The 14557-nt window shown below is 46.0% G+C and carries 10 protein-coding genes and 1 pseudogene; 3 read left to right on the plus strand and 8 right to left on the minus strand.

What is annotated here, in order from left to right:
- Both MSG33_RS06105 and MSG33_RS06110 read left to right on the plus strand, forming a co-directional pair.
- Window positions 1-390, plus strand: a pseudogene (locus tag MSG33_RS06105) (hypothetical protein); the annotation flags it as partial.
- A gap of 4 nt (window positions 391-394) precedes the next feature.
- Window positions 395-2041, plus strand: coding sequence for a BatD family protein (locus tag MSG33_RS06110; protein ID WP_248380265.1), 1647 nt, complete (start codon window positions 395-397; stop codon window positions 2039-2041).
- Between the two features lie 116 nt (window positions 2042-2157).
- On the opposite strand, the gene MSG33_RS06115 is transcribed toward MSG33_RS06110, so the two are convergent.
- From MSG33_RS06115 to MSG33_RS06135, 5 genes are all read right to left on the minus strand, one after another.
- Window positions 2158-4281 carry a GGDEF domain-containing protein gene (locus tag MSG33_RS06115; RefSeq protein WP_006741920.1) on the minus strand — a complete coding sequence of 708 codons (2124 nt, stop codon included), beginning with the start codon at window positions 4279-4281 and terminating at the stop codon, window positions 2158-2160.
- 327 nt (window positions 4282-4608) lie between these two features.
- Entirely contained in the window at window positions 4609-5358 is a 750-nt protein-coding gene (gene pstB, locus MSG33_RS06120) for a phosphate ABC transporter ATP-binding protein PstB (RefSeq protein WP_005397884.1), read from the minus strand.
- Between the two features lie 60 nt (window positions 5359-5418).
- Window positions 5419-6282, minus strand: coding sequence for a phosphate ABC transporter permease PstA (pstA, locus tag MSG33_RS06125; RefSeq protein ID WP_005397882.1), 864 nt, complete (start codon window positions 6280-6282; stop codon window positions 5419-5421).
- A 22-nt stretch (window positions 6283-6304) separates the two neighbouring features.
- A complete protein-coding gene (gene pstC / locus MSG33_RS06130) occupies window positions 6305-7237 on the minus strand; it encodes a phosphate ABC transporter permease subunit PstC (RefSeq protein WP_005397881.1) in 933 nt (310 codons plus the stop codon).
- A 103-nt stretch (window positions 7238-7340) separates the two neighbouring features.
- Window positions 7341-8162, minus strand: a complete 822-nt coding sequence (locus MSG33_RS06135) for a phosphate ABC transporter substrate-binding protein (RefSeq protein ID WP_006741922.1) — start codon at window positions 8160-8162, stop codon at window positions 7341-7343.
- A gap of 328 nt (window positions 8163-8490) precedes the next feature.
- Here MSG33_RS06135 and MSG33_RS06140 point away from each other — a divergent pair, with 328 nt between their 5' ends.
- The gene (locus tag MSG33_RS06140) at window positions 8491-10134 is read left to right on the plus strand and encodes a methyl-accepting chemotaxis protein (protein WP_182020132.1); all 1644 of its coding nucleotides are present in this window, start codon (window positions 8491-8493) and stop codon (window positions 10132-10134) included.
- A gap of 109 nt (window positions 10135-10243) precedes the next feature.
- Here the strand turns inward: MSG33_RS06140 and MSG33_RS06145 are convergent, their stop codons facing one another.
- From MSG33_RS06145 to MSG33_RS06155, 3 genes are read right to left on the minus strand one after another with little or no spacing between them, the layout of a single operon-like run.
- Complete coding sequence (locus MSG33_RS06145; RefSeq protein ID WP_053808314.1) at window positions 10244-10819, minus strand: DUF1566 domain-containing protein; 576 nt, start codon at window positions 10817-10819, stop codon at window positions 10244-10246.
- Window position 10820: 1 nt separating this feature from the next.
- On the minus strand, window positions 10821-12272 hold the full coding sequence (locus MSG33_RS06150) for a DUF1566 domain-containing protein (RefSeq protein WP_248380267.1): 1452 nt from the start codon (window positions 12270-12272) through the stop codon (window positions 10821-10823).
- 25 nt (window positions 12273-12297) lie between these two features.
- A complete protein-coding gene (locus MSG33_RS06155; RefSeq protein ID WP_248380269.1) occupies window positions 12298-14547 on the minus strand; it encodes a proprotein convertase P-domain-containing protein in 2250 nt (749 codons plus the stop codon).
- Window positions 14548-14557 lie beyond the last annotated feature (10 nt).

Genomic DNA, 14557 nt, shown 5'->3' on the forward strand with positions numbered 1-14557 from the left:
CAACAGCAACAGCAACAGCAACAGCAACAGCAACAGCAACAGCAACAGCAACAGCAACAGCAACAGCAACAGCAACAGCAACAAAAGTCTCAAAACGGTGAGAAGGAAGAGCAAGGACAACAGTCACAAAATCAGCAAGAATCTGAAAATAAAACAGAAAAGCAAAAAACAGAGCAACATCGACCGAAACGAGGTGAAAAGCAGGCTCAGGAACAAGGTGAACCAATGCAGGCTCAAGTGCAGCCAAAAAACACGCATCGGGATGATCCTGAATTCCGTCGTCTAGAAGCAGTCGAAAGCGCTCGCGATCCAAGCTTTTTGATTCGTGCACAAATGCAGCTTCAAGCTCAACAAAAACAACCTCCACAACAATCTCAAAAGGAGTGGTAAGCCCGTGATGAACAAAGGCGTACAACTGATCTTTATTCTTGTGGCCAGCCTATTATCCAGCTTCTCGGTGATGGCACAGACGCTTCAAGCAAGCGTCAATAAAACACAAGTTGCTAAGAATGAAGTGATCAACCTCAGAATCATGGCAGATACTGAGCTCAGCTCAGATGCAATTGACTTTAATGTACTTGAGAACGACTTTTTCTTGGGTCAACCTCGTTATGGGCGCTCTAGCAATAACATTAACGGAAGAAAATCTGTACGTACTGAGTGGAGTATCTCGATTGCGCCGATGAAAGAAGGTGTTCTGACTATTCCGAGTTTTTCCGCAGATGGTATGAGAACGGAGCCAATAAAGCTTCGCGTCACCGCAAGCCAAGCTGAACCCAATCTCGATGACCTATTTAGCTTTAATATCAGTGTCGACAACAGCACGCTGTACCCTCAGCAATCTGCGACATTACGTATGCAGCTTTTGATCAAAGCAGATACCCGCCGTCTTGATAACCCACAAATTGTGCCTCCACAGATTGAAGGCATGAAGCTTGAAGCGATTGGTGGCTTACAGCAGGGACAAAAGATCTTAAATGGATTAGAAGTAGCGGTCATTGAACAGTCGTTTCGCTTAACGGCGAATCAGCCGGGTACTTACACCTTGATAGGTCCTAGACTGACAGGCTCTTACATTTATGGCGACAGCTTGACGGGCTCTACCAAGATCATGCCAATCAACACCAAAGCTGAGCAAATGCCTATCGAGGTAAAACCAATCCCAAGTGAATTTGAAGGGGAATGGCTTCCAGCTTCAGCGTTAGAAATGACGCAGAGCTGGCAAGACGATCAAGGTAATCCACTGTCGGTTAATGCGCTCAACACTGTCAAACAGGGCTCTTCACTCACTCGAAGCATTCAAATTAAAGCTCGCGGAACACAAGCCGAATACCTTCCACGAGTAAGTATTGATTATCCAAGTTCACTACGGGTCTACCCAGAACAGCCTCAATTCGACAGCGCGAGAGATGGCACCGTTATCATGACAGTGAAGCAAGTCATTATCCCCACTGAGGCTGGGTCATATACCTTGCCGGGATACCATTTGAACTGGTGGGACAGTCAAAATGATGAAGCAAAAAAAGCGACGTTACCAGAGCTACAATTAAAAATAGAGCAAAGTGACACCGGGCTTATCACATTGCCGGAATCGCCTCTGCCAACACCACCTGAGTCAGCCATCAGTCCCGAACCAAACAGTGGAGTGAGCAGTCTCTGGCAAACCCTGACCTTTGTTTTCGCTGGACTTTGGGTGGCGACGTTAGGAGTCGCGATTTGGGCATGGAAGAAGCGTCCTATGACGGCGAGTAAAACGGTTTCGAATACCGAGCAACCTCTTTGCGTTGATGCGTTGAAAAAAGTCATCAATGAAGGGGACGCTGCTAAAATTGAACGCTCAGTAAACGAGTATCTAAACACTCACCGAGACAGGTTAAGCTCTGGTGATGTGCAGGCAGTAAAACAAGAACTTGATGCCATGAACCAAGCGCGTTTTAGTGCCAATCAACAACCTTGGCATCCAGACTCGCTACTGGCAAAAATTCAAAACCTTGGCAAAGCAAACGTAACGAAAACCGACCACCAGCTAGAAAAACTATAAAGCAAAATGGCAGCTCACGAGAGCTGCCATTTTTCTTGTGCGACCAAACTCACTTTAGCAGTTTTATCTAAAAATCAACCAAACTGTCTCAGTAACTTTGATGTTATGAGCATCACTTATTCAACAAAAGCTTGATGCTCGTACTCATATCGCCTTACGCAATTTCGACCATGACTCTTCGCTTGATAGAGAGCCTTATCCGACAGCTGGTAAAGATGGTCGAAATTAAAGTCTTTGCCTTTCGTTTTGTAACAAGAATAACCGACTGACACAGTGAGTAGCTCACCTTCTGGGTTGTGTTGGTGTTTGATGCCTTCATCTTCAATGCATTGACGAATACGTTCCGCTCTCTGCTTTACCGCCTCTTGATCAGAGCCGATCATTAGTAACACAAACTCTTCTCCACCAATGCGACAGAAAACCTCGTCTTCACCTTTGGTATGATGATCCAAGATATGACCCACGCGCATTAGTGCGATATCCCCTTCGAGATGGCCATAGTGATTGTTAAATAACCCAAAGTGATCAATATCAATCAGGATAAGACCAAAGGACATCGCTTCCTCACACTCTAGCGCGCAATATTTCTGCATCACATGTTCTAACATACGGCGATTGCCAAGACGTGTCAGAGGGTCAAGTTTAGAAAGTACCTCAAGCTGTCGGTTGGCTTCTTCCAACTCTTTGGTTCGGTTCTGTACTTCTAACTCCAGGTTTTCGTTTAATCCGCGAATCGCCTCTTGCGCTTGAGTGCGCTGCAAAACCTCCGCTAGACTGGAAGCGAACATACGAATCACTTCACGTAGCTGAGAAGTCAGCGGCGCGCGCGTCAATAAGTTATCAACGGCAATAAAAGCGATGGGCCCGCTGCTATTCGAAGTCAAAACCGTCATCGCAGCCCAGCCAAAGCCGACAATATTACAGTCATGATAAATAGGAACGGATTCCTCAAATGCGACTTCACTAGGTACGGCGCGAGCTAAATTGATCAACGAAAAGTCTTGTGTCTCACCAAAGAAATAAGACTCATCCACCACATTGCCTTGAATGTCAGTCCCCCAAGTACCTTGCATGTATGAGCAGTTTTCATCGGTCAAAAACACCGCCATCCGATCAATACCAAGATTTTTGATGGCAAAAGTGACGGCCGATTTACATACATCACTGACGGTTGTACAGCGTGATAACTCAACCATGCTTGAATGCAACATACGCACGTTCTGCTCTTGGCGCTTTCGAATGTAAATTTGTGAGAAAAGGGAGCCAAACGAGTCCAACATCTGTTTTTGATACGCAGTTATCGGCTTGCGATGAATAAAGTTATCAAGCGCGAACCAACCAAATGGCTCATTGCCATCACGTAGAATCAACATCGCGTTCCACCCCTGCCCAACCACTTTACCTGCTGTGTATATCGGCGCATCTTCCACGATCACTAGGTTGCTCTCAAGGCTTGACAGCGCAGCGATGTATTCTTCGCTCAGTTGGTGTAAATCGTATTGCGTGTGGAATTCATCAATGGTGATGCCTGATTCATCCGTACCGTACGTTCCACTGAAACTACGCTTTTTCATATCTAGAAGCATCAGTGTGGAGCGATCAAACCCCAACCGTTGACGTAGCGCTTCGACGGCTTTGTAATACAAATCTTTTAAGGAATCAGGGTTGGAGATCTCGAGAGCAACTTGCTGAACTAACTTCATGTTCTCGATAAAGCGCTCGCGTTGGTTAATTTCATCGACATATTGCGCTTCACGAATGTCTCTGTGTCTCATCTCTTGCGACGCATTTTTCTCGGCGCGAATGCACTGCCAACGCGCCGCTGCAAGCTGCATTGCATCATAGCTTTCTTCATAGATATTGTGTGCCGTGCGAGCATGAACAGATTGAATCAGTAGGTAGGTGCGTTTGATAGGCGTGTTATCGAGCATCATTATGTAACTATCTCCACCTAAATCTTGGGTGTGATTCCAGTTACAAGTATTGATCGCCAGAGGAATGATGCTTTCAGAAGTGTCAAACTGACTTGCCCACTCCCAGAAGCTGTCAGGATAGCTTTGGATTGGGTAAAGCTCCCCGCGAGAGAAACTCACAGAATAACGGGGATTGATTGAAGGATCTTCAAAAATGGCTAAGGCTTGAGGGGAGAACAAACTCTCTAAATGATCAAATATCGCCTCCGCTAATAAGCGATGATCCCTCGTTGAAGACACTTTTCTTGTAAAACTTCTTAAACTCACCCTACCAACCTAATCTACTTTTTTATTCTCGATAAAAAACTACTTAGGCCATCATATGCAATCAATACAATCAAATTTGAGCTGTTAAGTCATTCGCAAAATTATCAGACTTAGTTTCACATTCGAGAGCTCTTCAGCACTTTTATAACCGTATTTCACATAAGTTACATGTTCTATAAAAAGGGGGGGATTTGTGCTTCCTTGCAAGAATTATTGGTATAGGTTGGTGTTATAAATCTGCAGCTTGAAAAGAAAAAGGCCCCTCAAAAAGAGGGGCAAAGTTACCATCGCTTATAGTTATTTAGTTATGCTTGTAAATATGGCGAATTAACCGAAATCACCATTTACGTAGCCTTGAGTACGGTCATCTTGAGGGTTACTGAAGATCACTTGAGTATCGTTATGCTCAACCAGTTCACCCATTAGGAAGAACGCAGTACGGTCAGAGATACGACGCGCCTGTTGCATTGAGTGAGTCACGATAACGATGGTGTAGTTCTTCTTCAGCTCTTCCATCAATTCTTCGATTTTATGTGTCGCAATTGGGTCAAGTGCCGAAGTTGGTTCATCCATCAGAATCACATCCGGTTCCATCGCGATCGTACGTGCGATACAAAGACGCTGTTGCTGACCACCCGATAGACCAAATGCGTGTGACTTCAGACGATCTTTCACTTCGTCCCAAAGTGCTGCGCCGCGTAGTGAACGCTCTACCACTTCGTCAATGTGTTTCTTGTCTTTGATACCTTGAGCACGTAGGCCGTAAGCCACGTTTTCGTAGATGCTCATCGGGAATGGGTTTGGCTTCTGGAACACCATGCCAACCTTGATGCGAAGATCCGCGACATCAATGTTGCCGTAAATGTCTTCGCCGTCCATCGCCAATTTACCCGTGATTTTCACGCCTTCGATTAGATCGTTCATGCGGTTCAAACAACGTAGAAGCGTTGATTTACCACAACCTGACGGACCGATAAGCGCCGTTACTTGGCGAACTGGAATTGGTAGGTTGATCGATTTCAGTGCTTGGTTTTCACCGTAGAATAAGTCTAGGTTTTCAATATCAAATTTGTTCATTTTCTTAATCTCTTAAATCTTGAATTCGTGTCTTTTAACGTGCGTTCTTAATTAGTGTTGTTAGTAAGTTGCGGTGTTAAAACGTCTAGCAATCAGTTTCGTTACCATGTTGATCAGAAGAACAACCACGATAAGCACTGTTGCGGTACCGTAAGCCTGATTCCATTCTTCAACGGTAAACAGTTCGGTAGTCAGTTTGTATAGGTGAACGGTTAATGTACGACCTGAATCCAATAAAGAATCCGGAATACGTGCAACCATACCTGCTGTCAGGAATACTGGAGCAGACTCACCAATGACACGACCAATACTAAGAATGACCGAGGTTAAGATACCTGGCATTGCGCTCGGAAGAATCAAACGCCAGATAGTGTAAATTTTTGAAGCGCCAAGGCCGTAAGAGCCTTCACGATACGTTTGAGGCACTGCCATTAGTGCTTCTTCCGTAGTACGGATGATCACTGGCAGAATAAGAATACTTAGAGTCAGTGCACCCGACAGAATCGAGAAGCCCAGACCAAGAATTGCCACGAAGAACGTCATACCGAATAGACCGAAGATGATCGACGGGATACCCGCCAACGACTCAGTACAGAATCGGATAATTTTTACCAATCGGCTACCGACTTTCGCGTATTCGGTTAAGTAGATTGCCGTCATGATACCCAGTGGCGCCGCTACCGCGATGGATGCGATAACCATGTAGATGGTCGATACGATCATCGGGAAGATACCGTGCTCTTCACCAGTACGTGTGTAGTTATCAGTAATGAAGTTCCAATCTACGTGTTGTAGACCATTTGATAGGATGTACCAGATAATCCAGAACAAAAAACCTACCGTTAGTGCTGCCGAAATCCAAACCAAAGCGTTAAAGACGTTATCTTTGAACTGGCGAGCTTGTTTTAGTTTTGCGCGATCCATAATAGTCACCTTTAACGAGCGATTACTTCGCTTTTTCTCGGTTTAGGTAAAGAAGTACAGCGTTCAACGACATGATGAAGACCAGAAGTACAACACCGGTGGCGTAAAGAGCGTTGGCGTGAATACCGCTTGCGTAAGACATTTCAATCGCGATGTTTGCGGTTAGCGTACGTGCCGAATCTAGGATGCCTTCTGGCATAGCAGGTGCATTACCCATCACCATGATGATCGCCATTGTCTCACCTAGAGCACGGCCAATACCCAAAATCACACCCGTCATGATCCCTGAACGAGCCGCTGGAACGAGCAATTTGAAGATTGTGTAGATTTTCGAAGCGCCAAGTGCCAAAGAGCCTTCTTTGTATGCGCGAGGCACAGCTCGAATAGACGTTTCAGATACCGTGATTACGGTCGGTAGAATCATCACCCCAAGCACGATGATACCTGCCAAAATCGTGTTACCCGCAGGGACATTAAAGATGTTTTGAATCAGCGGTACGATGATGACCAAACCAAAGAAACCATAAACCACAGACGGGATACCTGCCAAAAGCTCAACTGCAGGACGAATAATATCCGCAAGACGCTTTGGTGCGATTTCGGCAATAAAGATAGCCGTCAGCACACCAATTGGTACACCAACGATTACCGCACCTGCCGTCGATACAATAGATGCAACAATCATTGTCGCAACACCGTAAAGTGCAGGCGGCAGCCAGTTTTGTCCAAGAACGATGCCCGATATACCAGCTTCTTGGAATGCCGGGATACTCTCTCGAACAATGAAGTATGCAATAACGGCTAATGAGACGATGCCGATAACGGCACTGGTTAGGAACAAGCCGTGGAAGATACGCTCTTTCCAGTCTACGCGACGTTTCTCGCGCAGGCCGGGCTTGCTGATAGCTTTAGCGTCAGTATTCATAAGCTTTTCACTATTTGTTGCGATGGTCATTTAAAAAATCTCACGGTTCTGGGCGTTTTGCCGGTGAACACTATGGATAGAAAAGGCTCAGCCCTAAATGGTGGGCTGAGCAAACTTAAGAGTCCCGATAGAATTAGTTAACTGAGATGTAACCGTTTTGGTCAACTAGCTTTTGCGCATCTTCAGTTAGCATCCAGTCTAGGAATTTTTGCGTTTCTGCCGATGGCTTGCCTTCTTTGTAAAGCACAAGGAATGGACGAGCTACTTTGTAAGAACCGTTTTTCACGTTAGCCACTGTTGCATCAACACCGTCGATTGCTAGAGCGTTAACTGTGTTGTCTACCGTACCCAGTGAAATGTAGCCGATTGCGTATGGGTTAGATGCAACCATTGTTTTGAGTGCGCCGTTACCATTTGCAACTTGAGCACGTTGAGAGATAGCTGATACCTTCTTACCAGAAATCTTCATTTTAAGAGACATGATGTCTTCAAATGCGCCACGAGTACCTGAAGCCGTGTCACGAGTAATTGCTACGATTGGCTTGTCTGCACCACCGACTTCTTTCCAGTTTGATACTTCGCCTTTGTAGATTGCAGTCACTTGCTCTGCTGTTAGGCCAGGCAGTTTGTTTTGTGGGTTAACAACCACTGCGATACCATCACGAGCAACCACTTCTTCGATTAGTGTTGATTCTTTTTCAGAGTCTTTTAGATTACGAGAAGACATACCAAGGTCTGCTGAACCATTTTTTGCTGCTTTAACACCAGCTGAAGAACCAGGGCCTTGAACTTCGATAAATACGTTAGGGTTCTTCTTCATGTACGTTTCAGAGAAAACTTCCATCAGTGGAGTTACGCTGCTAGAACCCACTGCAGAGATAGTTTCTTTAGCAGAAACAGGAGTCACTGCCATTGCGCCTAGAAGTGCGATTGCACCGATTACTGTCTTTTTCATCACAATTTCCTTAAGTGGCTTTATTGCCGTTGTGTTTCACTTGAACGGTGCTCACTTTAGAATTTGAATATGACAGTTGTGTTTCACTTAGTTGAACCCTCTATGACACGTTGTCATTTCTGTATATTAATTCCGCGACTGATCCCTCTACCGTTTTTAGCTTAGCGCTTTTATAAATTGCCGCGCGTTCAAAATGATAACTCCATCGATTTTGGTACATTTCATAACAATTGGATATGAGTAAGTCATTGATTTGACGAATGTGGCAATTAAAATCGAGATGCTTATTTATAAAAAAGATAATAATCAAACCGATAGAGGGTCAATCATGCGTCAATTTCTTAGTACGCTTTCTATTAAACTTCAGGTCTTTTTGCCTGTTCTATTCACCGTTGTATTACTCGTCATTGGATTGAGCGTCGGAATCGGCAAGCTCGACCAAGCATTCAATAAGGTTTCCACTTCCACCAACAAGCTGATCATTCATAAAGAGGAACTCAGCGCCATCGTAGACAACACCTACGCCATGCGCATCAAAGCCATTTACAGTCTATTTAGAGCCGAAGATGTCCAATCTCTCAACCAAGAACTGTCTGAACGACAAAACAAAAACCGCGATTTTCTGAATTCCATCGATAGCCTCCCAGGCGTTCAAACCGAAGTAAATACTATGCGCAAAGCCATGGATCACTATGTTGATTTCACGCGCGTCACCATGACACCTCTGCTCACCACCAAACACTCTTCTGGCTACACCACATCCGATTTCAATCAAAAGTACGAATCTGCGATGGCAGAATATCGATTGGCTGGCGAAGCAATGATCAACGCCATCGACAACCTGTCTAAACAATTAAATCAAATCGTCACCGATGAAGTGGAAGCGAATGGCGAACAGCATTCAACCACGCTCACTTACAGTGCGGTTTCACTTGCGGTGATCTTGAGTGCTGCTTCGCTTATTAGTTGGATACTAGCCAGCTATATCGTTGCACCGATTCGTAACCTTCAAGGAACCATGCAAGAAGTCGCGAAGGGAAATCTATTGGTTAAAGCCGAAGCCATCGGAAAAAACGAAGTGTCGCAACTGGCTCAGGATGTAAACCAAACCATCGACAAACTGCGTGAAACCGTGAGTGCATTAGTTCGAATTAGTGAAGATGTGGCATCAGCATCGACCGAGTTAGCGACTGTTATGACTCAAAGCAGCGTTAACTCAGATCAAGAAAAGCAAGAAGTTGAGCAAGTGGCTTCGGCAATCAACCAACTAGAATCGACTGCAGCTGAAGTGTCGACCAATGCACAAGAAGCCGATAGCGCATCAAATCAAGCACGCATGCTTACCTCACAAAGTCTGAGCATGTTTGAGGAAAGCACTCGCGCAAGCGAAAAAATGGCAGAACAACTCAACGAAGCCGCAGCCGTCGTGACATCGCTGAAAGATCAATCAGAACACATTGGTCGCGTGATCGAAGTGATTGAAGGCATTTCTGAGCAAACCAATTTGCTTGCACTGAATGCAGCGATCGAGGCTGCACGAGCGGGCGAAAGTGGCCGAGGCTTTGCGGTAGTCGCCGATGAAGTACGTATGTTAGCGGCGCGAACTCAGGAATCGACGAAAGAGATCCAAACCATCATCGAAGAGCTTCAGCAGCAATCTGGTCACGCGAATGAAAGCATGCACTCTAGCTTAGCCATGTTGTCAGACAACCAAGCTCTGGCACAAGAAGTTAGCCAATCACTTGCTAATATCAGTAATGCTATCGCCGCTCTGAACTCAATCAACACGCAAGTGGCGACCGCATCAGAAGAGCAGAAACAGGTCACGGCCGATATCAACAACAACTTAACGAACATCTATGAACTAGTGAGCCAGAACGTGACTGGCATTACGCAGTCCGCCTCTGCCGCTCAAGAGCTTTCAGACTTAGCGGAAAACCAAAAGCACCAACTTAAGCAGTTCCAAGTTTAAACATTCTGCTCAACACGATAAGTGCCAAAGGTTAGAAAAGAAAAAAGCTCCGCCAGTGCGGAGCTTTTTATAAAGGCAAAGCTATCAATCTTTATTAACGTAATAAGTATTATTCATCTGTCACTAACAAGAGAGAGCTTTTGAAACTTGAGTCTAATGGATCTCTATTGAAAACCTCACCATTAGTCGTATCAAGAGTAGCAACATGCTTACCGTCACCATTAGGTGTGTTACTCCAGATATTACGTCCTAAAATATCGTCCTTGTCTGTCAGTGTATAACCGCTCGCAAAGCCTGTACCATTCATCGCTGGGCTATAGCAAGCTTGCTCCGTTAACGATACCAACTCTTTAATGTTTGCTAGTCGCCAATTCTTTTTGCCAGCAAAGTTGTGTAGAGGGTGGTTACCGGACGGATTACGAATTTGTTGGGCCGTAGACAGCGCGAATTGCCATGACATCGTAGCTCGCGTTCCGGTGCATTCTTCGTTTGCTGCATTCCATGTCATACCGACTGGACAGCGCATCCATGTAAGACCTGTTTTTAAGTCAGTTACAGTTCCCTTATCTGAATAAGTGTAACGTGTATTAGGTGCTGTTTTAGCAAACTCAGTCGAACACTCTTGTGCTGCCATTGCTACTTGAGAAGCCAACACAAGAGATAGCGCGGTCATTAGTTTCTTCATCTTATTGTCCCTTAACTGCTACTAGACGGATTGGGAATTGGTAGGAATCATAGGCATCTTCACTTGTACTGCTTGAGCGAATCTCAACGAATGAAGTGGCCCCTCTATCTGCGCCCCGAGAGACAATTGCGGGGAAATAAATCTCACCATCCATGAGCTGTGATGATGTTTCCGTAAACCTAAAACCATCATGCCAAAACGCACCTTTTTCTAAATAAGGGCTGCCTAAAGTTTGCTGTGGGAAGTATTTGACATTAAAACCATACACATTGTTCGGTTCATATTCTGTGCTCGGCGCAAATAGTGTCTTTTCACCGAAATCTAGTAAGTCATAAGTTTCACGGTAAGTAGGCAGGCGCCAACCAGTGATTCCACATAACGATTGTTTGTTTATGTACTCAACGTATTGGCTCGTAGTACAAATTTCATCGCCCACCTCTGTACAGCCCGCAAGATCTACATCTTTGCTAAATGGCTTAAATGTTTCAGACTCAAACGCAAATAGGCGGTCTTTAAATTGAATAGAGCTCGCATCCGCACTCTTGTTTTCCCAAACAAGACCAGTACGCTCATCCAAAGTGCAAGCCCACTCAGTGGCATCTGCAGCTAAAGCAGCGCCTTGTGAATCTAGCTTAACGAACTTAAAGCCCGCGCCTGTCGACGTTTGCTTGTCCTGTTTGTCGAAGCCGTATTCCGCATCTTGACCAGGGTAAGAAGCTTGAACCTCTGCAACGTCTGCAGCGCCATCAGCAAAGTGAAGAATGGCCCCCGTATCGTTACTACCAACCGTTTGTTCAGCAACCGCTGCAATTTCTTCAGCAAATGCACTCACTTCCGCTTCAGACAAAAGATCAGAGGCTAGCGATTTACCTTGGAAGCTAAGACTTTGAGCAAGCAGCGCTACGCCTTTGGTCATTTGTTGTGGTTGCATCGCAGCTAATAGCGCAACCGTGTTTTGCTCTAGCTTGTCTAGCTCGCTGGCTTCTGCGTTAGACATCACCGAACCATTCAGCGAAACGCCTACACTAGCCAGTTGCGCTTTAACAATCTCTTCAGCTTGAGCAACGGTTTTACCGTCAACCACAAGACCTGCGAGCAATGTTGTTACACCATTTACTGTGTTACCCGTGGCTAAGTTTTGGCCTGGAGCTGCAAGACGCAACGTTTGGTTTGAGCCTTGATCAACTTGGGCAAGAATCGTGCTAGTCAAAATGTTCTTGTCGCTTGACGTCAGGGAGAACTTACCAGCATTATCCGTTTTAGCACTCGGTTCAGTAGTATCACAAACGTAGTTCTGGTTTAAATCGATACATACTGGCGTATCAAGAAGTGTACCTGCAGAAACGATGGTGCCAGCTACATTATAGGTCGGTGTTGACGTGTCACCACCAGAACCACCGCCACAACCAGCTAGGGCTAGTGACATAGCAACGAAAGAATATTGAAACTTCATAAATTTTGTCTTCTTTAGATTTTAATTAACGAGAACGAATCACTCTCACCATTGAAAGCAGGAAAAGTCCTAACAAGGTCCAAGGCGAACCACTGCCACCTGAACCACCACTGCTTTCTTTAGTGGTATCAGCACTACACTGATACTGAGCAAAGTGACTAACACTCCACTCTTTCAACACCCCAGAGTTCCCTGACACGCGGTCAGATACTTCGAGACGCCAAGTACCCCAACTCGGTTGACCGACAAGTGCTTGTAACTCCTCGTCATACTGAGCGGTGAAGTAACCTTTAAATCCATTGGTATTGCTTGATTGATGGCTAAGTAGCACGACCGATTTGCCTTGTGGAGACACAAGCGTCACTTGCAGATCCTGCAGTGAGTCATGTTCGATGTTCAGGTAAACCGCAAACGAATCATCAATCATGCGTGACTTGTCCGATAGCGTCTGAGAGAACAGTCTGTCGCCCTGCTCCGGCAAAGCGGAGTTCACTGGTTGAGGCTGGATATCGAGCTCTGGCGTACCGTTAACCAGCATCACCTTTTTGCTCCACTGGTGAGTCTTTAAGCCCTCAGCAAATTGGTAATCCAATGAGATAGAGGAATCGAATTGCGTGCCACATGTCAGACCGCTTGGTAACGCCACCTTCATTGAGGTCGAGTCAGAAAGCGTTTCATCAAAGTCAAAAACGGATGCGTTATTTAGCTGCCATTGCCCTTTGATGCTCGCTTCGCGGCCAGTTTGGCTCAGGCTCACTCCCACGTCTTGACCTTGTGCGATGTATCGAGCGTCATAGCGAACGCGAAAAGGCGCTTTAAGCAAGTTGTGTTTGTTGAAGCTGTCCGTCAGAAATTGGGCATAGTCTTTATTTGGGAACAAAGTGCGTGCGGCAAACACGGTGGACTCCGCCAAATCATGCATTTTTACACCACGACCAATACCGTACATGCCTTCAAGAACAATGGCGTCAAACTCGCGGAACACGTTATCGGTATCATCACCGTATCGTTCAACCGATGCTTTAAGCGCTTGAAACAGTGGCGTTGACCATAACTCGTCGCCTAGTTCACCGCCCACACTAACGTGCGCTGGATACTCTGAGCCCTCGAAGTAACGCGCTCTTTGGTTCCATAAGCTACGAGTTGTTTTGCGTGTTCCGAACATACCGTCCCAGTTGAACACCGTATCTAACTCGAATTCTTGGCCACGGCGAGCTGCATCTAAATACTGTGTTCGGTAGCTCGCGCTGCCCGCCCAGTAATCACCAACACCTTCTCCAATCGCGCCAGTATGTCCATACGCCCAATCAGGAACGATTTGATAGTGAATACCGTGTCCTAGCTCGTGCAAAATCACATCTGCATCTGCAGCATCTGGAGATACTCCGCCAACGCCTAACATCAGCGCACGCGAACCTATGTAGTAAGAAGAGTTGTCGAGCGCTAAACCACGCCCATCAAAACGAAGCGGCTCTTCAAATAAGTCATAGCTCAAGCTCGATAAGTACTGCAGTGAGCTATCAAGATGGTAAAACGCCATCAACTGCAAAAAGGCATTGTCGCCAAGTTGAGCGCTTTGCATCGCTTTTACATCCGCAAAAGATTGGACCCCCTCAGGCGGCAAAATACTGCTTGTATCACGCACAGGCTCCGCACCTACCGCAGGTGAAGACAGTAATGCAAGTGCATCCACCTGTTTAACGCGCTCGTTGGCTAGATAGAACTTGCCCCCGGACTGCAAAACTTGAATCTGCTTCTCAACATATTGAAGTGGCTGCGGATAATCCTCTAACGAATTCCAAGCAGAATCAGGCGCAGCTTGTTGTTGCATTGTACGTAAATCAGGATCAAAGAGTGAGACGGGGACAGTCACTAACTCACCAGAACTCAATGCTGGCGGCTCGGTCACTTCCAAGCGAACAGGCAGTTCCAGTTCTCCGGCTGGCATCGCCTCGCCATTACGAATCACCGTATCTTCAAGGCTTTTGAAAATACGCTCGACTTGGCTGTCTTGGTTAGTCGACAGCACAATGGTGCGTTGCGGTTGATACTGCCCATCGACCCACACATCAAAGTTGTAATGATCTCCGAGCTGAGAACGAGTTTGATAGCGAAACTTAAGTTCGCCAGCGCTAGCGTAATTGGCTTGTAAGTAGCGCAGCGCTTCGGCTTGGTTCGTGACCGTAATAGCCGCGCTAGGGTAATCCCACTCGGCAGCGTTCGTCACTTGAACGCCTGCCAACGCAAGAGAAAGCGCCAAAAGTTTGAGTTTCATGCAGGGCTCC

The organism is Vibrio sp. 1CM7H (assembly GCF_023161645.1).
Classification (GTDB): domain Bacteria; phylum Pseudomonadota; class Gammaproteobacteria; order Enterobacterales; family Vibrionaceae; genus Vibrio; species Vibrio diabolicus.